21 protein-coding genes are annotated in these 17,246 nt (G+C 64.1%); 7 read left to right on the forward strand and 14 right to left on the reverse strand.

The features are described 5' to 3' along the window. Nucleotides 1–61 precede the first annotated feature (61 nt). Together EN804_RS14685 and ykgO are read right to left on the reverse strand one after the other, a co-directional pair. Nucleotides 62–670: a hypothetical protein gene (locus EN804_RS14685; protein ID WP_135882161.1), complete on the reverse strand. Its 609-nt coding sequence runs from the start codon at nucleotides 668–670 to the stop codon at nucleotides 62–64. A 109-nt stretch (nucleotides 671–779) separates the two neighbouring features. Continuing rightward, nucleotides 780–905, reverse strand: coding sequence for a type B 50S ribosomal protein L36 (ykgO, locus tag EN804_RS14690; protein WP_006203764.1), 126 nt, complete (start codon nucleotides 903–905; stop codon nucleotides 780–782). 243 nt (nucleotides 906–1,148) lie between these two features. Between ykgO and EN804_RS14695 the strand changes: the two genes are divergently transcribed. Next, nucleotides 1,149–1,568, forward strand: coding sequence for a lysozyme inhibitor LprI family protein (locus EN804_RS14695; RefSeq protein ID WP_127281106.1), 420 nt, complete (start codon nucleotides 1,149–1,151; stop codon nucleotides 1,566–1,568). Between the two features lie 16 nt (nucleotides 1,569–1,584). Here the strand turns inward: EN804_RS14695 and EN804_RS14700 are convergent, their stop codons facing one another. The 10 genes from EN804_RS14700 to EN804_RS14745 form a co-directional block, all read right to left on the reverse strand. After that, nucleotides 1,585–2,661: a 5-(carboxyamino)imidazole ribonucleotide synthase gene (locus tag EN804_RS14700; protein ID WP_135919979.1), complete on the reverse strand. Its 1,077-nt coding sequence runs from the start codon at nucleotides 2,659–2,661 to the stop codon at nucleotides 1,585–1,587. Next, entirely contained in the window at nucleotides 2,658–3,155 is a 498-nt protein-coding gene (purE, locus tag EN804_RS14705) for a 5-(carboxyamino)imidazole ribonucleotide mutase (protein ID WP_135863157.1), read from the reverse strand. Before purE ends, EN804_RS14700 begins: the two co-directional genes overlap by 4 nt. Before the next feature lie 98 nt (nucleotides 3,156–3,253). Continuing rightward, on the reverse strand, nucleotides 3,254–4,165 hold the full coding sequence (locus EN804_RS14710; RefSeq protein WP_135919981.1) for an anti-sigma factor: 912 nt from the start codon (nucleotides 4,163–4,165) through the stop codon (nucleotides 3,254–3,256). Beyond that, nucleotides 4,162–4,701 carry a sigma-70 family RNA polymerase sigma factor gene (locus EN804_RS14715; protein ID WP_135919983.1) on the reverse strand — a complete coding sequence of 180 codons (540 nt, stop codon included), beginning with the start codon at nucleotides 4,699–4,701 and terminating at the stop codon, nucleotides 4,162–4,164. The genes EN804_RS14710 and EN804_RS14715 overlap by 4 nt, the downstream gene beginning before the upstream one ends. A 391-nt stretch (nucleotides 4,702–5,092) precedes the next feature. After that, nucleotides 5,093–6,298: an aminotransferase class V-fold PLP-dependent enzyme gene (locus tag EN804_RS14720; protein WP_135919985.1), complete on the reverse strand. Its 1,206-nt coding sequence runs from the start codon at nucleotides 6,296–6,298 to the stop codon at nucleotides 5,093–5,095. Between the two features lie 25 nt (nucleotides 6,299–6,323). Further along, nucleotides 6,324–6,785, reverse strand: a complete 462-nt coding sequence (locus tag EN804_RS14725; protein WP_135919987.1) for a RidA family protein — start codon at nucleotides 6,783–6,785, stop codon at nucleotides 6,324–6,326. Between the two features lie 37 nt (nucleotides 6,786–6,822). Continuing rightward, on the reverse strand, nucleotides 6,823–7,617 hold the full coding sequence (locus tag EN804_RS14730) for an amino acid ABC transporter ATP-binding protein (protein WP_135919989.1): 795 nt from the start codon (nucleotides 7,615–7,617) through the stop codon (nucleotides 6,823–6,825). Between the two features lie 4 nt (nucleotides 7,618–7,621). Continuing rightward, nucleotides 7,622–8,272, reverse strand: a complete 651-nt coding sequence (locus tag EN804_RS14735) for an amino acid ABC transporter permease (RefSeq protein WP_127278465.1) — start codon at nucleotides 8,270–8,272, stop codon at nucleotides 7,622–7,624. 1 nt (nucleotide 8,273) lies between these two features. Further along, nucleotides 8,274–8,939, reverse strand: a complete 666-nt coding sequence (locus EN804_RS14740; protein ID WP_135919991.1) for an amino acid ABC transporter permease — start codon at nucleotides 8,937–8,939, stop codon at nucleotides 8,274–8,276. Between the two features lie 73 nt (nucleotides 8,940–9,012). Next, the gene (locus tag EN804_RS14745) at nucleotides 9,013–9,843 is read right to left on the reverse strand and encodes a transporter substrate-binding domain-containing protein (protein WP_171892286.1); all 831 of its coding nucleotides are present in this window, start codon (nucleotides 9,841–9,843) and stop codon (nucleotides 9,013–9,015) included. Between the two features lie 169 nt (nucleotides 9,844–10,012). Between EN804_RS14745 and EN804_RS14750 the strand changes: the two genes are divergently transcribed. Further along, the gene (locus tag EN804_RS14750) at nucleotides 10,013–10,801 is read left to right on the forward strand and encodes an IclR family transcriptional regulator (RefSeq protein WP_127278463.1); all 789 of its coding nucleotides are present in this window, start codon (nucleotides 10,013–10,015) and stop codon (nucleotides 10,799–10,801) included. A 19-nt stretch (nucleotides 10,802–10,820) separates the two neighbouring features. Here EN804_RS14750 and EN804_RS14755 read toward each other — a convergent pair whose 3' ends face one another. Continuing rightward, nucleotides 10,821–11,024, reverse strand: coding sequence for a YdcH family protein (locus tag EN804_RS14755; RefSeq protein WP_127278462.1), 204 nt, complete (start codon nucleotides 11,022–11,024; stop codon nucleotides 10,821–10,823). Between the two features lie 238 nt (nucleotides 11,025–11,262). Here EN804_RS14755 and EN804_RS14760 point away from each other — a divergent pair, with 238 nt between their 5' ends. From EN804_RS14760 to EN804_RS14780, 5 genes are all read left to right on the forward strand, one after another. After that, nucleotides 11,263–11,442 carry a YdcH family protein gene (locus EN804_RS14760; RefSeq protein WP_127278461.1) on the forward strand — a complete coding sequence of 60 codons (180 nt, stop codon included), beginning with the start codon at nucleotides 11,263–11,265 and terminating at the stop codon, nucleotides 11,440–11,442. Nucleotides 11,443–11,771: 329 nt separating this feature from the next. Continuing rightward, a complete protein-coding gene (gene ispG / locus EN804_RS14765) occupies nucleotides 11,772–13,025 on the forward strand; it encodes a flavodoxin-dependent (E)-4-hydroxy-3-methylbut-2-enyl-diphosphate synthase (protein ID WP_127872170.1) in 1,254 nt (417 codons plus the stop codon). Between the two features lie 5 nt (nucleotides 13,026–13,030). Beyond that, nucleotides 13,031–13,885 carry a lytic transglycosylase domain-containing protein gene (locus tag EN804_RS14770; RefSeq protein ID WP_127872089.1) on the forward strand — a complete coding sequence of 285 codons (855 nt, stop codon included), beginning with the start codon at nucleotides 13,031–13,033 and terminating at the stop codon, nucleotides 13,883–13,885. 57 nt (nucleotides 13,886–13,942) lie between these two features. Then, entirely contained in the window at nucleotides 13,943–14,044 is a 102-nt protein-coding gene (locus EN804_RS37995; RefSeq protein ID WP_245491608.1) for a hypothetical protein, read from the forward strand. A 37-nt stretch (nucleotides 14,045–14,081) separates the two neighbouring features. Then, nucleotides 14,082–14,846 carry a Stf0 family sulfotransferase gene (locus EN804_RS14780; protein WP_135919993.1) on the forward strand — a complete coding sequence of 255 codons (765 nt, stop codon included), beginning with the start codon at nucleotides 14,082–14,084 and terminating at the stop codon, nucleotides 14,844–14,846. A gap of 14 nt (nucleotides 14,847–14,860) precedes the next feature. Here the strand turns inward: EN804_RS14780 and EN804_RS14785 are convergent, their stop codons facing one another. Next, the gene (locus EN804_RS14785) at nucleotides 14,861–17,194 is read right to left on the reverse strand and encodes a response regulator (protein ID WP_135919995.1); all 2,334 of its coding nucleotides are present in this window, start codon (nucleotides 17,192–17,194) and stop codon (nucleotides 14,861–14,863) included. Between the last annotated feature and the right edge of the window lie 52 nt (nucleotides 17,195–17,246).

A 17,246-nucleotide genomic window follows, 5' to 3' on the forward strand; every position in this document is an offset into this window, starting at 1 on the left:
TTGATAAGTTGTAGGGCGGCAGTAGGAAAGCTCAAGCGCCCAATGCCTATTGCCTAGTCTATCAAATTCCCTCGCCGGCAAGCTCTTCCGACAGGGTCGCGACCTGGTTCTGGGCGCTGCGCATCATCGGATAGATGGCCAGCACCTTCTGCCAGGCCTCGAGCGCCGATTGCTTGTGACCGGTCTCCGCCATGATCTGGGCCAGGCCCGACAGCGCGCCGAAATGGCGTGGCTCGAGCTGCAGCGTGCGGTCGATATCGGCCATCGACTTGCCGTAGTTCTTCATCATGAAATGCACGGTGGCGCGGCGGTTCCAGCCTTCGGCGTAGCTCGGCTGCAAGGTCACCACCTGGTCCAGGAAATCGAGCGCGACGTCGAACTTCTGATCGTTCATCGCTCTTTGCGACCACTGCATCATCAGGTCGATCGAGGCGCTGCCGGACTGGAACCATTCGTTCCAGATGTTGCCGGCAATGCGCTCGGCGGCCTTTTCGTTGCGCTCGCGCTTCAGGTCGGAGAACAGCCTGTCGAGCCGGGCCTGTTTCGTCATCGGCGGGGCCGGAGTGTCCGGGGCCGCCGGCTGGGCCGCCTGATCGTTCGCTGCCCTGGCCGCTATGCTAACGGCACCGGAAAGAGGAAAAGCGATCAAAAATGCAAAAAGAATCCGCATCGCCCGACTCTAGTCCCGGGCGGCGGAACATCAAAGTGAATTCAACGTGGGAAGGTCGGCTCGCCGACAAGCATCAATGGGCGGAGGCAAAAAGCCTCCGGCCGAAAACTCAACCCTGGCGCGCCTTATAGCGCGGGGCGGTCTTGTTGATGATGTAGATGCGGCCCTTGCGGCGAACCAACTGGTTGTCGCGGTGACGCGCCTTCAGCGCCTTGAGCGAATTCTTGATCTTCATGGTCTTGCCTGTCGGTGTGGACCCGGTTCCGGGTCGAAATTATAAGGCGCGCCAGAAGACGCGCCTTTTGAACGGTGGGTGGCTCATAAACGAGGAGCCTTGCCCATGTCAACCGTAAGTCAACGGCAAGCGTGCTCCGCGTCCTGATATCATCAAATATCCGCCATGTCGGCCCCCGTGGCATTGCGCGACCACGTGTCGGCTGGGATGATGCCGCGACAAGCAAGTGATTTGGGGACAAAGATGCGTCGAATTTTCCTGTTCGCCTGCCTCGCCGTCCTGGCGGCAGGCGCGGTCGCCCGCGCTCAGGAATGCGACCGTTCCGACGACAGCCAGCAAATGATGAACATCTGCGCCGGCGAGGATTATCAGGCCGCCGACGCCAGACTCAACGCAGCCTATCAGGCGCTGATCGGCTCCGATGATGCGGGTGGCAAGCGATTGCTTCAGGTGGCGCAGCGCGCCTGGATCAGCTTCCGGGATGCCGAATGCGCGCATAACACCGCAGCCAGCGCGGGTGGCTCCATCCACGCGATGGAAGTTTCGCAGTGCCTGACCAGGCTGACCAATGATCGCATCAAGCAACTCGCCGCCTCCGCCAATTGCGAGGAAGGCGATGCAAGCTGCGCCGGCCCCGGCGAGGACAGCGGCGAGGTGCAATAGGCTCGTGTCCCGCGAACTAAGTACGTGAACTGATGCGGGTGAAGTGGCCCATCTTGCGGCCAGGCCGCGCCTCCGCCTTGCCGTAGAGGTGCAGCATCAGGTCGGGCTCGGCGAGCAGGGCTGGAACGCGCAGCACGTCGTCGCCGATCAGGTTCTCCATCACGCAATCGGAGTGGCGATTGGGGCTGCCCAGCGGCAGGCCGGCAATGGCGCGGATGTGTTGCTCGAACTGCGAAACGATGCAGGCGGCTTCGGTCCAATGGCCTGAATTGTGGACGCGGGGCGCGATCTCGTTGGCCAGCAGCGAACCATCGGCCAGCACGAAGAACTCGACACCGATGACGCCGACATAGTCGAGCGCGGACAATATCTTCGACGCGGCGACCCGCGCGGCTACCGCCGTTTCGGGTTTGATGCCGGCCGGCAAGGTCGATGTGTGCAGAATGCCGTCGCGGTGCACGTTTTCGGCCGGATCATAGGCGGCGACCGCCCCATCGATCCCGCGCGCGGCGATGACGGAAACCTCCCGCTCGAAGGGCACGAAGCTCTCCAGGATCAGCGGCACATTGCCCATCGCCTCGCAGGTGCCGGCAAAGCCACCCGTCTCCATGTTGCGGAAGACGCGCTGGCCCTTGCCGTCATAGCCCATGCGCCGCGTCTTCAGGATGCCGCTGCCGCCGAATGCCTTCAGCGCCGCCGTCAACTCGTCGTCCGTGTCGACCGGACGGAAATCGGCGGTGGCGATGCCGATGCTGTTGAGGAATGTCTTTTCGCTCACCCGGTCCTGCGCCACGTCAAGCGCACGCGCTGGCGGATAGACCGCCACCTTGGCGGCAAGCGCGGTTGCAGCGGCCACCGGCACGTTCTCGAACTCGTAGGTGACGACGGCGCTGGCCGCCGCCAGTTCGGCAAGCGCGGCCGGGTCGTCATAGGGGGCCGTAATCTGCTTGTTGGCGACCTGGGCGGCCGGGCAATCCGGTTGCGGCTCCAGCACGGCGGTGCGGTAGCCGAGGCGGGCAGCGGCCATTGCAAGCATGCGGCCGAGCTGGCCGCCGCCAATGATGCCGATCGTCGATCCCGCGGGCAGGCTCACGGCGTGTCCGTCGGTTCGGCCGCGACCTTGGCGGTCTGCGAGGCGCGCCAGGCGTCGAGCCGCTGGGCAAGCTTGTCGTCGTTCAGCGCCAATACGGCGGCGGCCAGGAGGGCGGCGTTGGCCGCGCCTGCCTTGCCGATCGCCAGTGTCCCGACCGGAATGCCGGCCGGCATCTGGACGATGGAGAGCAGAGAATCCTGGCCCGACAGCGCTTTCGATTCCACCGGCACGCCGAACACCGGCAATGGCGTCATTGCCGCCGTCATGCCGGGCAGATGCGCCGCACCCCCGGCTCCGGCGATGATCACCTTGTAGCCGGCCGCCTTGGCGCCCTTGGCGAATTCATAGAGCCGGTCGGGCGTGCGGTGCGCCGAAATGATCAGCCTTTTATGGGGAACGCCAAGCGCCTCCAGCGTTTCGGCTGCCTGGCGCATCGTCGCCCAGTCGGATTGGCTGCCCATGATGATGGCGACGTCGGCGCGTTGATGGTTCAAGCTTCTGCTCCCCGGCGACAAAGGCGCGCCTTAGCGGAATTCGCGCGGGGCCGCAAGGATATGCGGCCATCGGCGAGATGCCGACGGCCACATCCGGCTCATACCGCGGCCTTGCGGAAGCGGGCGACGAAGTCGTCGAGCTCGGGGCGTTCCATGTCGGAGATCGCCCAGTAGGAGAAGGCGCCGTCGCTCCAGTGCACCATCGAGAAGCCGCCCGAGGAAAGATCGTCCGGCTGGGTGGCCTTGCCGCCCTGCTGCGGTTCGGCGACCAGCGTGATCAGGTGCTCGCGATGGCGGTAGACCAGCGCCGGTACCGGCCGGCCTGATATCACCTCGACCCGGCCGCCGATCAGCGCGAAGCCGTCCTGGGCAAGGTCGGGCGCCGGCGGCGAGACACCGATGCGGGCGTCGAGCCACGGCTTGACCGTATGGCGGTCGGAGGAAACGATGTCGATCGGACTCGCGGCGAGCAGGCTGCGGCGATGGCCGCTGGCGACAGCGGCGGCAAAGCCGTCCTCCGCGCCGTTGAACATCACCCATTGCGTCGCGCCGCTGGCCAGCACCGCGCTGATCATGATCGATGCCGCCATGGCGCGCCAGTCGAACGAGCCGAAGCGGCGTGCCCTTGGCGATGTGCGCGCCTGCGAAGGACGCGTCCCGGCTTCCCGTCTCTGGCCTGCGCCGGCGCCCGTGATCAATCCCGGCAGCGCCGACGGCGTGCCGCGCTGCGGCTCGGTCGCCTCTGCGTCGCCTTGCCGTTCGGTATCCGCCATGCCGATTGCCGCGATGCGGGCCAGAAACGCGTCGCTGACTTCGGGGCGGGGCAGGCGGCTGACCGCGCCTCGCAAGGCGACAATGCGGGCATGTTCGGCGGCAAGCCGGGGGTCGGCGGCGATGCGGCGCTCCACGGCAAGGGCGGCCGCGGCATCGAGTTCGCCATCTACAAGGGCGTGAATCATCAGTCTGATACCTTCGGGATCATTGGGCAGTCCGTCGGCATGGCCGGTCATGGCGTTCTCCCCAGTTCCGACGCCAGCAGGCCGCGGGCGCGGGCAAGCCTGGACATCACCGTGCCCATCGGCACGTCGAGCATGGCCGCTATTTCACGATAGCTGAGGCCGTTTATGTCGCGCAGCACCAGCGTCTCGCGAAACGGCTGCGGCAGGGCAGCGATCGCAGCTTCCAGTGCCGCCGTATCGGCCCTGGCGATCAGGCTCGCCTCCGGCCCGTCCTCGTCGGGCAGGCTGGTGCCATGGGCCGCCGCCATGTCGTCGAGATCGCCGAGATCGCCGACAGCCATCATGCCGCGCGGCCGGTTGCGCGCCATCCAGGTGTAGGAGGTGTTGCGCACGATGGTCAGCAGCCAGGCACGGGCATTGCCGCCAGCATAGCCCGATATGCCGGCATGCGCCTTGATGCAGGCGTCCTGCACGACATCCTCGGCGTCGGCCGCATTGCCGGTCAGCCAGCGAGCCAGCGCCAGCGCATCGCCGAGATGCGGCAGCACCACCTGATTGAAGCGCTCTGCCAGGGCCCTCTCGCTCAAAGCAGCACCATGATCCGATACTCCGGGACGGACTGGGCGCGCCGCCTCAAGATGCGACAGCGATTTTGCCTTGCTTGCAGGAGCAAGGCCGCCGGAAACGGACAAAGTCGCCTGCCGTGCTGAAAGTGAATTCATCTGCATCACCGGTGTCAAGCGCTATGGCGGAGGGACTGATGACGATCATGCTCGCCAGCGCAGGACGGCGGCTGACGCCGCAGCCCTGTCCGCTGTGCTTGCAATGATGATGCATGCCGATCTCCTCAACGCCAGCCGTGGCGTATGTCGAGGAGACTTATTGAGGAGACGATTTATTCCCGCGTGGGGCAAATCCGGCTGTTCACAGTCCCGTGATCAGCCGGTGCTTTTCGGCATTGTTGGTTCGGTTTGGCGATCAATCCGGCCAGCGCGAGACGCCTGACGAATCCTTGCGGGCGACCTTCATCGCGTCGGCCGGGCGCTCCTTCGCGGTCAGTACGGCGCGCAGGCGCTCGGCGACGATCTCCGCTTCGCCGGGGTGAAGGTTGCAGGGGTCGAGGAAGAAATGGCCGCGCTCGACCTCGTGGTTGCGCACGATGATCGGCGGCGCGCCCGCGGCAAGTGTCGAGGCGAGACCGGCGGCGGTGAAGCGGCTCTCGGGCGAGACGAATATCTGCAGCCGGTCGAGCGGATTGGCGGTGGGATCGGGAATGATGATGGCGGCGATGCCGGGCAGTCCCTGCAACGCATCCTTCCACAGGTTCAGGGCTGCCTCCTCGCGCCGGCGGATGCCGGCATGGTCACGCTTCTCCCAGGCTTCGAGCGCGGCCATGGTGCCGGCGATGCTTTCCTTGCCGACCTTCATGGCGCGCGCGACGCCGCGATTCTGAAGATAGGCGGCCCGTATCAGATCCTTGCGGCCGGTGACGATGCCGCTGGTCGGTCCGCTCAGAAATTTGTGGCCGCTGTAGATGACGACGTCGGCGCCGCGCGCCAGAAAACCGCGCAGATCGTATTCGGACGCGGCATCGACAATCACCGGCACGCCCTTGGCGTGGCAGATCTCCGAGAACTCTTCCAGCGACAGCATGCCGTACTGCACCGTGTGGTGGGCGACGACATAGAGGCCCGCCGCCGTGCGTTCGTTGATCGCTTCGCGCACATGATAGTCCTGGGTGACGCTGACCGTCCCTGCCGGGATGACCTTGGCGCCGGCGACACGGATCGACTGGTCGATCGGCGCGCCGTAATTGACGATGTGGCCGAGCTGGATGACGACTTCCGACTTCAGCCCTTCGGTATCATCGGGCAGGCGCTCGATGGCGAGCAGGTTGGTCCCCGTCATCGCACCGGCGATCGCCATGGTGATGCCGCTGGCGCAGCAGGCGGTGATGAAGCCGGCCTCGCCGCCGGTGAGGCGCGCGACGATCGTGCTCGCGGCGCGCTGCAGATCGTCCATCTCCACCCATTGCGAGGCCATTTCGGCCATGGCGCTGATCGCCTCGGGAACGATGATCGAGGCGCCGAGCGCGGTCATGGTGCCGGAGACGTTGATGATCGGCCGCAAGCCCAGCCGTTCGCGGATGGTGGTGTTGGAGCCGGTGTCGGAATAGGTTTTCATGTGAGCACATCCCGTTGGTGGCAGGTCAGGCGGCGATCTCGACGACCGCTTCGATTTCGACGGTGATATTTCCAGGCAGCGAGCCGACGCCGATCGCCGAACGGGCATGGCCGCCGATTTTGTCGAAGACATCGGCGAACAGGTCCGAACAGCCATTGACCACCCGTGGGTGGTCGCTGAAGGTCGGCGTCGCGTTGACGAAGCCGAGCAGCTTGACGACGCGCACGATGCGGCCGAGATCGCCGGCTGCCGCATGCATGACGGCAAGCAGATTGAGCCCGGTCAGGCGGGCATGCTCATAAGCCTGCTCGACCGTCACATCCTCGCCGACCTTGCCGGTGCAAAGCGTGCCGTCGGCGCGCAGCGGTCCCTGGCCGGAGAGGAAGATCAATCGCCCGCTCTCGGCATGGGTGACGAAGTTGGCGATGGGCGTCGGCGGCTCGGGCAGTGTCAGGCCGAGTTCGGCGAGCCTGGTATAAGGCGTCATGGATAAGGCTCCTTGGGGCAGCTTTGGCCGCCTGATGTCAGAAATGCGAGGCCCGGAAACGCGCCAGGAAAGTGCGGAGGCGTTCGTTGGTGGTCTCCGCCGCAAGGATCTCTTTCGGCGGCCCGATGGCGCTGACGCCGCCATCGGCCATGAAGACGATGCGGCTCGACGCGTCGCGGGCAAAGGCCATTTCGTGGGTGACCATCAGCATGGTCATGCCGTCCTCGGCGAGGCTGCGCACGACGGCCAGCACCTCGCCGACCAGTTCGGGATCGAGGGCGGAGGTGATCTCGTCGAGCAGCAGGATCTTCGGCTCCATGGCCACGGCGCGGGCGATGCCGACGCGCTGCTGCTGGCCGCCGGAGAGCTCGGCCGGCAGGCTGTCGGCCTTGTGGGCAAGGCCGACCCGGCCGAGCCAATGCTCGGCGATCGAGCGTGCCTCGGCCTCGTTCTTACCCCGCACCTTGGTCAAGCCCAGCATGATGTTGCCGGCTGCCGTCAGGTGCGGGAACAGGTTGAAGCTCTGGAACACCATGCCGGTCTCGGCGCGCATGCTGGCCAAATCGCGTTCGCTGCGGCGCTGGCGCGTTCCGGCCTCGCGATAGCCGACCTCCTTGCCGTCGATGCGGATCGAGCCGCTGTCGTAGCTCTCCAGGAAGTTGACGCAGCGCAGCAGCGTGGTCTTGCCGCTGCCGGAAGGGCCGATGACGGTCACCACCTCGCCGCGCTTCACCTGAAGGCTGACGGAGCGCAACACCTCGACGGCGCCGAAGGCCTTGGAGACATCGCGTACGTCGAGCAATGCGGGATTGGCGTTCGAGGCTTCGGACATCGTGCTATTCCCGGATGAAGGAGAAACGCCGCTCCAGCCGCCGGCTGGCGAGCGAGAGCGCGTAGTTGACCGCGAAATAGATGAGCGCGCCCAGTATATAGAGCGGCATCGCCTCATAGGTGCGGCCGATGACCTGGTTGATGGCCTGCATCAAATCGGTGATGCCAAGCAGCGACACCAGCGCGCTGCCCTTGACCGCGTCGGTGACGCCATTGATCCAGGGCGGCAGGAAGCGCCTGAAGGCCTGCGGAAAGATGACGTAGGTGAGCCGTTGGCGAAAGGTCAGCCCGATCGCCATCGCGGCTTCGGACTGTCCCTTCGGGATGGAGCCGACCGCGCCCCTGAGATACTCGATGACCTGCGCCGTCTTGAACAGGGTCAGCGCCGACACCGCGGCCCAGAACGATGGCAGATGCAGCCCGATCGCCGGCAGGCCGTAATAGACGAAGAACATCAGCACCAGGATCGGAATGCCGCGAATGGTGTCCGAGAAGATGCGCACCGCCCAGCGCAGCGGCGCCGGTCCATAGACCAGGCCGACGCCCAGCAGGACGCCGGCGATAAGCGACAGCACCACGACCAGCAGCGATACCCACAAAGTCACGGCGAAGCCTTGGGCGAGGAACGGTAGCGCGTAGAGGATCTGGCCAAGCATGTCAGCGCGCCGCCCTGAACCGGCGCTCGACGAGCCGCAGCCCAAAAAGCATGATGTAGCCGGTCACCAGATACATCGCTGTGGTGACCAGGTAGACCTCGACGATGCGGAAGGTGTTGAAGTTGATCCACTGGGCGCCGAAGGTGAGTTCGGGCACCGAGATGACGGAGGCGATCGAGGTGTCCTTGAACAGCGAGATGAAGGTGTTGGACAGCGCCGGCAGCGTGATGCGTAGCATGGTCGGCAGGCGCACGTGGAGCAGCCTTTGCCAGGGCGTGAGGCCGATCGCCTTGCCGGCGTCGAGCTGGCCGCGCGGGACAGCCTCGAGGCCTGAGCGAAACACTTCGACCAGATAGGCGCCGCTATAGACCGACAGGGTCAGGACAAACGAGGTCGGTGCGCTGTAGGCCAGGTCGACCACGGTCGGCAGGCCGTAGAAGACGAGATAGACGAGCAGGATCAATGGCACGTTGCGGATGAATTCGACATAGGCGGCGATCACCGCCCGCACCGCGCGTCCTGCGGAGACGTACCAGACCGCGAGCACCAGCCCGACGACGACGCCGATGGCGATCGAGATCACTGCAAGCTCCAGGCTGAGCAGCAGGCCGCCCCACAGCTTGTCGAAATGCCGCCAGATCAGATTGAAATTGAGGGCATAGCCCATGCGTCCGCCTCGGTGTGAAGGGCGTCGAGTCGATTACGGAAGGGCTGGAATGCCGCCCTTCCGTAATCCGGGATCAGATGACCGGGAAGCCGGGATGACGCGCCGGCGGTTCCTGGCCGAAATAGTCCTTGAAGGCAGCGTCGTAGAGCGCCGATTCATGGCCGAACATGGCGATGGTGAAGGTCTGGTCGACGAAGGTCAGCCAGTCGAGATCGCCCTGCCGAAGTGCCGCGCCATAAAGCATCGAATACCAGCTCTTGCCGGCATCGAAATATTTGTCGGGATTGCGCGAGGCGAGCCAGCGCACGGTGGACAGATCGACCGCGGCGGCGTCGGCGCGTTTCGATTCCAGCGCCTGCAGCACGTTGGCCTGGGTATCGATCTGCAGCACCTGGGCCTGCGGCAAAGCGTAGTGGACCGAGCTTTCGGCGTCGACATTCTGCAGGATCGAAATGCGGGTTGCCGAACCGCCGGCGAGCAGTTTGTCGAAGGTCTTGTTCTCGGCGGTCGGCAGCGTCAGCAAGGCAACGCCTTCGACATAGTAAGGCCGGGAGAAATTGATCAGCTGCGAGCGTTGCGCCGTCATCGTCATGAACTGGATCGTGATGTCGACCTTGTTGGTGGTCACGTTGGGAATGCGCTGCGCCGGGTCCTGCATGACGAACTCGACCTTGGTCGGGTCGTCGAAAAGGCCCTTGGCGAGGATGCGGCCCATGGTGATGTCCATGCCCACCAGTTCGCCGGCATCGTTCTCGAAGTGCCAGGGCGCGTTGGTGCTGCCGGTGCCGACAATCAGCTTGCCTCTGTCGAGCACGGTGCGCAGAAGACTGTCGGATGCGGCTTGCGCGGCGGCCTTCTGGGCATCGACGGTTGCCAGCACCCCGGCGGTGGCCAGTCCCGCCATTCCCAATTTCAGAAAATCACGTCTTCCGGATGTGTCGTTCACGGCGACCTCCTTTCGTGTTGTGTTCCCCTATGCACAGGTCATACACGCGATGGCGATTATCAAAATTGTCTCTTACAAGAGACGCATGTATCCTGTACAAGACAGATACTAACACCGGGAATCGACAATGCAAGATGGCAATGCCCCAGCAATTTCGGCGGACGAGAAGACGACCGCCTCCCGCGAGAAAGGCCTCAACCGGGTCTTGGAGATCCTGGAGTTTCTTCACACCACGCAGCGGGCGATCGGCATTGGCGATCTTGCCAAAGGGGTGAACGCGCCGCGTTCGACCACCTACACGCTGGTGCGGTCGCTGGTCGATGCCGGCCTGCTGGAAATGGCCGGCGACGGCAACCGCGTCTATTTCGGCAAGAAACTCTATCTCTACGGAATGGACTATGTGCGGGGCAACGATTTGTTGCGGCGCGGGCGCCAGGAGGTCGATCATCTGTCGCGCGAGACCGGCGAGACCTCGGAACTGTGCATGCTGCAGAGCGGCCGCTACACGATCGTCCATTCCAGCCCTGGCACCAGGCCGTTCCGCATCAGCTCCGCCACAGGCCTGCAGATACCGCTGCCCTGGACTGCCTCGGGACGGCTGCTTCTTGCGGGGCTGGATAGAGCCGCGATCGAGGCCATGGTGTCCGACGACGACCTCGTGCTGCCCGATGGCCGCAAGCTGCGGCTCGACGATTTCATCGCCGACATCGCAAAGGCCGGGGTGACCGGTTACTGCGTCACTTCGGGCCTGGTCGACGCCTATACGAAATGCCTCGCCGTGCCGGTCTTTTCAGCGCCAGGCAAGGTCGAGGCGACGATGTGCCTGGTGGTTCCGATCGACACGTCGGAGGAGCGGACCGCGGATCTCATCGGCCTGCTGCGCGGCCGCGCCGCCGGGCTCTCGATCGGCGGATAGGCGGAAAAGCGTTCGCGTCTCAGGCGATGATGTCTGGAATGATCTTGTCTTCCAGCTTCATCAGCCGGTCCTTGAGGACAAGCTTCTTCTTCTTCATGCGCTGGATCTGCAGCGGGTCGCAATTCATGGCGATCATCGCGTTGATCGCGGCATCGAAATCGGCGTGTTCCTGCTTCAGCCGGGAAAATTCGAGGCGAGTATCGGCCTGTTCCTGATCGGACATTCTCTACCGTCTGCACGTCTGCGGCGCCCAAAACTGGGCCTGGTTGGGCGGGGGCGGCAATTTCTGCCACCGGCGCGCAGCCCATATCACATTTCATGTTGTCGTGGAATGCTACCACGCAGCATTCGACATCGCCGTCTGATGGTGGCACACTGTCATTGTGCCGTCACAGATACGACCTGCGGTGGACGTGCCTTGGCGGCTGCAATCGAGGAAACCATGAAAGGGAGAACCAATCATGTCTCTTGCATCCCATCTTGATGAGTTGCAGCGGAAACACGGCGACATTGAACGCGAAATCGATGACGCGATGAACCACCCGTCGGTGGACGACCTCGAAATCGTGAATCTCAAGCGACGCAAGCTGGCACTCAAGGATGCGATTGAGAAATTGAGGGCGCAACCAACCACGCATTGATCCTCACGTGATATAGCCGCTCACCACTGGCGGTTTTCCTTGCCGGCGGCGCCAGCCGCCGGTGCAGTGGTTTTAATTTCAGCGATTCCACAAGCCGAAGCTAATATTCGTCAGGGCCGTTTATGCCGGGCCGCCGTAAGGTCGTGCGCTGTTTCAGGGTCCTGGCCGGCACCAATTGCTGCCAGTGGCGACCTGTCGCCATTGACAAGCCATCTTTGCTCCTCCACCTCATGCCCGGACTTCAGCGCATCGGACCCGGCTTGTGCGTCCAAGCGGACGCACGGGCTTCAGAGAGACGCATGGCGCTCCAGAGACAAAAGGCTGCCGGCATGACCGGGTATTTTTCCTTTCCCTTCCCCCGCCGCACCTCGGTCGGCGTCGATGTCGGCGGCGTGGTCGTCGGCGGCGGCGCGCCCGTGGTCGTGCAATCGATGACCAATACCGATACCGCCGATGTCGATCAGACGGTCGCGCAAGTCGCGGCGCTGCACCGCGCCGGCTCCGAGATCGTGCGCATCACCGTTGACCGCGACGAGAGTGCCGCCGCCGTGCCGCGCATCCACGAGCGACTGTTGCGGCTCGGCATCAACGTGCCGCTGGTCGGCGATTTCCACTATATCGGCCACAAGCTGCTGGCCGATCACCCGGACTGCGCCGAGGCGCTTGCCAAGTACCGCATCAATCCCGGCAATGTCGGCTTCAAGGACAAGAAGGACCGGCAGTTCACCGATATCGTCGAGATGGCGATCAAGCACGACAAGCCGGTGCGCATCGGCGTCAACTGGGGCTCGCTCGACCAGGAGCTGTTGACGCGGCTGATGGACGACAACCAGGACAAGGGTTTTCCCCTGACCGCGCAGGAAGTCACGCGCGAGGCGATCGTGCAGTCGGCGATCCTGTCGGCCGAGATGGCCGAAGAGATCGGTCTTGGCCGCGAAAAAATCATCCTGTCGGCCAAGGTCAGCGGCGTGCAGGATCTGATCGCCGTCTACACCGAACTCGCCACCCGTTCCAACCACGCGCTGCATCTCGGCCTCACTGAAGCCGGCATGGGGTCGAAAGGCATCGTTGCTTCTTCCGCCGCCATGGGCATCCTCTTGCAGCAAGGCATCGGCGACACCATCCGAATCTCGCTGACGCCGGAGCCGAATGGCGACCGCACCCGCGAGGTGCAGGTGTCGCAGGAACTGCTGCAGACCATGGGTTTCCGGCAGTTCGTGCCGATCGTCGCGGCCTGCCCCGGCTGCGGCCGCACCACCTCCACCGTGTTTCAGGAACTGGCGCAGAACATCCAGGCGGACCTGCGCAAGAACATGCCGGTGTGGCGTGAGAAGTACCCAGGCGTCGAGAACCTCAAGGTCGCGGTGATGGGCTGCATCGTCAACGGTCCGGGTGAGTCCAAGCACGCCGATATCGGCATTTCGCTGCCCGGCACTGGCGAGACGCCGACAGCGCCCGTCTTCGTCGACGGCAAGAAAGCAGCGACCCTGCGCGGGCCGTCGATCGCGGCGGATTTCGAGAAGATGGTCGCCGACTATATCGAACAGAGGTTCGGTCAGGGCGGCAAGGCCGCGGCAGAGTAGGTGAAATGCGGCGTTTCCTGTGGGCGACGCTGATTTTCCTGTGCGGCATGGCCTGGTCGACGCTTGCCCAGGCCGATCCGCCGCAATCGGCCAAGCAGCGGCTGATCGACAAGGTCTGCAACCTGATCCAGGCGCATGCCGACCAGAACGCTCTGCCCCGGGACTTCTTCGCCCGCCTTATCTGGAAGGAAAGCCGTTTCGATCCCAATGCCGTGAGCCCCGTCGGCGCCGAGGGCATTGCCCAGTTCATGCCGGGCACCGCCAAGATGCGGGGGCTTGCCGATTCCTTCGACATCAACCAGGCGATCCCGGCGTCGGCTAGATATCTCGCCGAAATGAAGACCAGTTATGGCAATCTTGGCCTAGCGGCGGCCGCCTACAATGCCGGCGAGAGCCGGGTGTCGCGCTGGCTGAATTCCGGCGGCTTCCTGCCGATGGAGACGGAAAGCTATGTGTTCGACGTCATGGGCGAGCCGGTCGACAAGTTCACGGACCCGGCCTATGCCGGCAAAGTCGAGCCGCTCGATGCCAAGCTGGATTTCGCCGTCGCCTGCCGCAAGCTGCCGGTGATCATGTCGCGGACGGTCGCAATGGCCTCGATCAACATCAAGCCATGGGGCATCCAGGTGGCGGGCAATTTTCGCCGCAGCGCGGCGATCGGCCAGTGGCTCAGGGTGCGGGGCCGCTTTCCGGCCCTGCTTGCCGGGCATGATCCTGTGGTGAGCCGGGTGCGCACGCCGATCGGCCGGCGCGGCATCTACGCCGTCAGGATCGGGATCGACGACCGCGCCGCCGCGAATGTCATCTGCCAGAAGCTGCAAAGCGTCGGCGGCGCCTGCGTGGTGGTGCGCAACCGGTAAGGGCCGAGGGCGCGAAGCGCTGCGCCGACAGGTTGGCGGGGCTGGCGCGCTGGCAATATGAGCGTCCACAACCGGATACGCTACGATCTCGAAGTCGAGACGAACGCCCAAACGCCGCTGCAATGTGCCCGTCGCATCGAGCAACGGTTTCAGCTATAGCGGCGGCCACCACCTCTCCTTGGGCAGCAGCCCTGTCATGCGAGCGCCCATGTTCGACGGATACATCATCTGCGGCACGCCCAGAACCGGCAGCACCTTGCTGTGCAAGCTGTTGGCGGCCACCGGAACGACCGGTGATCCCCACTCATTCTACCGGCGGCAGGATGTGTCGGAGTGGGCGCAGGATTGGGGATTGCCCGATCGCGACACGATGGGCGAGCGTGAATTCCAGCTTGCCTATCTCAATGCGGCGATCGGTGCCGGCAAGGGCGATACTGAAATTTTCGGCTTGCGCCTGATGCGGGAGAACCTGGATGAGCTGTCGGCGATCCTCGATCAGGTCTATCCCGGGCTTGCGTCAGACACAGCGCGTTTCGAACGAGCCTTTGGCCGAGTCCTCTACATACACCTGTCGCGCGAAAACAAACTCGCGCAGGCCGTCTCCCTGGTCAAAGCCCGGCAAACCGGTCTTTGGCATATCGCCCCCGACGGAACCGAAATCGAAAGGGTGGGACCTGCCAGGGAACCTCACTATGATTTCAAGCGCATCAAGGGCGAGGTCGAAGAACTGGAAGCCTATGATACGGCCTGGAACATCTGGTTCGCACAACAGGGCATAGCACCATTGCGGATCGGCTATGAGCACCTTGCCGCCGAGCCGGCCGTGGCATTGCTGCGCATCTGCGAAGCCCTGGGCGTCCCGGCGCCGGATGCCGGGCATGTCAGGCCCGGCGTCGCGAATCTCGCCGACGAGACAAGCCTGGACTGGATGCGCCGGTTTCATCTGGACGCGGCCGTCTGAGGCGTTGGTGGTGGTCAGGCGGTCTTGGCCACCACCGTCTCGCTGAGCCAGGTGCCGATCTTGGCGCCGAGGCGATCGGGCGAAACGGGCTTGGGCAGATAGTCGTCCATGCCGGCCTCGATGCACTTGTCGCGGTCGCCCTTCAGCGCATGCGCGGTGACGCCGATGATCGGGATGTGGCCGCCCGACGCCGCTTCGATCGCCCGGATGGCGCGTGTTGCCTCGTAGCCGTTCATTTCCGGCATCGAGACGTCCATCAGAACCAGCCTCGGATGCAGCGACCGGTACATCTCGACCGCGGTGCGGCCATTGCCGGCGATGCGGTAGCTCAGGCCGAGTCCATTGAGGATCTGGCCGAACACCATCTGGTTCACGTCATTGTCCTCGGCGATGAGGATGTCGATCGGGCTGTTCGGCGCGGCATTTGATTCCGGCACTGTCGCGACCGGTACCGCGGGGCCACGGATAACCGTGAAGGCCGGAGGTGCCTGCATCGGTTGGACAGGTTCGCGAATGAACTGCGCCTTGCCGACCTGCGAGCGCGCCTTCTGGATGACCGAGATGACGGTGCCGAGCAGGACCGCCGACCGCGCCGGCTTGGTCAGGTGCGCCGATATGCCGAAGTCGATGATCATCTTGCCGAAATCGACCTGGTCGACGGAGGTCAGGATCACGACCGGGATGGCGGACAGCCGGCTGTCGGCGGCGATGGCCCGGGCGACATCGGCGCCGTTCATGCCGGGCATCTGATAGTCGAGGATGATGCAGTCGACGCTGGCACCGAGTTGGCAGGCGCGATCGAGGAAGGCGAGGCCTATTGCGCCGCTTTCGGCGGCGGCGCAGTCGAAGCTCCAGCTTCTGAGCTGTTCGAGCAGGATCTCGCGGTTGACCGGATTGTCGTCGATGACCAGCACGCGCGCGCCGGTGACGTCCACCGGGACGACAGCGTCGCGCGCCTCGGCACGGTGGACCGGCAGCGGCACGGCGAACCAGAAGACGGAACCGCGGCCGATCTCGCTCTCGACGCCGATCTTGCCGGCCATCAGGTCGACGAGACGGGCGGCGATGGCAAGCCCGAGGCCGGTGCCTTCATGACGGCGGGTCGAAGACCCGTCGACCTGGGCGAACTTCTCGAACACGTTTTGCAATTTCTCGGCCGGGATGCCGATGCCGGTGTCCTCGACGCGCAGCTTCAGCTGGACGACGTCGTTGATGGTTTCGCCGCCGACATCGATCAGCACATGGCCCTTCTCGGTGAATTTCACCGCATTGCCGACCAGGTTGGTGACGATCTGCCGAAAGCGACCGGCGTCGCCGACGACATAGGCCGGCAGCCGAGGATCGACACGCACGATGAGTTCCAGGTTCTTCTCGGCAACGCGTGCCGAGACCAGTGTCGCCACATCCTCCACCGCTTCCGAGAGGCGGAAGGGGGCAGGATCGAGCGTCAGCTGCCCGGCATTGATCTTCGAGAAATCGAGGATGTCGTTGATGATGGTGAGAAGCGCGTTGCCCGATTTGACGATGACGTCGGTGAAGGTCTTCTGACGCGGGTTCAGTTCGGTCTTGGCCAGCAATTCGGCCATGCCGAGCACGCCGTTCATCGGGGTGCGGATCTCGTGGCTCATATTGGCGAGGAATTCCGACTTAGCACGGTCGGCCGCCTCGGCCTTGAACAAGGATTCGGCCGACTGGGCAAAGGCGCGGCGGATCGCCTGTTCCATCGGCCGGAAGATCCAGAAGGCAACGATGGCGAGCACGGCAAACAACAGGCCGCTCGCCCACAAAAGCAGCCGGTCGCCGGAGGCGTCCGCCAGATGGCGTTCGTCGTCCATCGCGGTGCGGACACGCACCAGCATGGGCTGAACGAACAGGTCGTTCTGGTTGCGGATTTCGCGAGAACTCCATTCATCGGTCTTTTGCGCCACCGACATCAGGTTGAAGTTGCGAACCATGTCACGCGGCGACCAGAACAGATCGCCATTGACGGAAGCGGCCGCCAGCTCGTTGACGGTCTTGACCGACAGGCGCGGGCGGATCGCGGCGAGCTGGGCGCTCAGCGTCTCGATCTCGCCGGTCAGGCGCTCGGAATGGTCGCGCGCCGAAGCCGTCAGCGCATCGCGCGTCTCGATCCGCCAGGCGGAACTGGTTGTCTCGGCGAAGCTGGTGGCGTTGCGCAGGTCGCGGGTGAAAACGACGAGATTGCTGCTCAGCGCATCGATTTCATGGCGCAAGGAATTGACGCGATTGAGCGCAACCATGATGGCGGCCGAAGCCAGCGCGAAAACCAACAGTCCCGAAAGATAACGTATCCGGACGGACCGGATGAAGGAAGAATATTCCGGCATGCGCAACCCCAACACATACGCATTATTTTAATGGTCGGGATTACGCTTCATT

It is taken from the genome of Mesorhizobium sp. M8A.F.Ca.ET.161.01.1.1 (assembly GCF_004792105.1).
Classification (GTDB): Bacteria; Pseudomonadota; Alphaproteobacteria; order Rhizobiales; family Rhizobiaceae; genus Mesorhizobium.

Coding starts and splice junctions, on each gene's coding strand:
- EN804_RS14685 (WP_135882161.1), bottom strand. CDS start 670: ATGCGGATTCTTTTTGCATTTTTGATCGCTTTTCCTCTTTCCGGTGCC.
- ykgO (WP_006203764.1), bottom strand. CDS start 905: ATGAAGATCAAGAATTCGCTCAAGGCGCTGAAGGCGCGTCACCGCGAC.
- EN804_RS14695 (WP_127281106.1), top strand. CDS start 1,149: ATGCGTCGAATTTTCCTGTTCGCCTGCCTCGCCGTCCTGGCGGCAGGC.
- EN804_RS14710 (WP_135919981.1), bottom strand. CDS start 4,165: ATGACCGGCCATGCCGACGGACTGCCCAATGATCCCGAAGGTATCAGA.
- EN804_RS14720 (WP_135919985.1), bottom strand. CDS start 6,298: ATGAAAACCTATTCCGACACCGGCTCCAACACCACCATCCGCGAACGG.
- EN804_RS14725 (WP_135919987.1), bottom strand. CDS start 6,785: ATGACGCCTTATACCAGGCTCGCCGAACTCGGCCTGACACTGCCCGAG.
- EN804_RS14730 (WP_135919989.1), bottom strand. CDS start 7,617: ATGTCCGAAGCCTCGAACGCCAATCCCGCATTGCTCGACGTACGCGAT.
- EN804_RS14735 (WP_127278465.1), bottom strand. CDS start 8,272: ATGCTTGGCCAGATCCTCTACGCGCTACCGTTCCTCGCCCAAGGCTTC.
- EN804_RS14740 (WP_135919991.1), bottom strand. CDS start 8,939: ATGGGCTATGCCCTCAATTTCAATCTGATCTGGCGGCATTTCGACAAG.
- EN804_RS14745 (WP_171892286.1), bottom strand. CDS start 9,843: ATGGCGGGACTGGCCACCGCCGGGGTGCTGGCAACCGTCGATGCCCAG.
- EN804_RS14750 (WP_127278463.1), top strand. CDS start 10,013: ATGCAAGATGGCAATGCCCCAGCAATTTCGGCGGACGAGAAGACGACC.
- EN804_RS14755 (WP_127278462.1), bottom strand. CDS start 11,024: ATGTCCGATCAGGAACAGGCCGATACTCGCCTCGAATTTTCCCGGCTG.
- EN804_RS14760 (WP_127278461.1), top strand. CDS start 11,263: ATGTCTCTTGCATCCCATCTTGATGAGTTGCAGCGGAAACACGGCGAC.
- ispG (WP_127872170.1), top strand. CDS start 11,772: ATGACCGGGTATTTTTCCTTTCCCTTCCCCCGCCGCACCTCGGTCGGC.
- EN804_RS14770 (WP_127872089.1), top strand. CDS start 13,031: ATGCGGCGTTTCCTGTGGGCGACGCTGATTTTCCTGTGCGGCATGGCC.
- EN804_RS37995 (WP_245491608.1), top strand. CDS start 13,943: ATGAGCGTCCACAACCGGATACGCTACGATCTCGAAGTCGAGACGAAC.
- EN804_RS14780 (WP_135919993.1), top strand. CDS start 14,082: ATGCGAGCGCCCATGTTCGACGGATACATCATCTGCGGCACGCCCAGA.
- EN804_RS14785 (WP_135919995.1), bottom strand. CDS start 17,194: ATGCCGGAATATTCTTCCTTCATCCGGTCCGTCCGGATACGTTATCTT.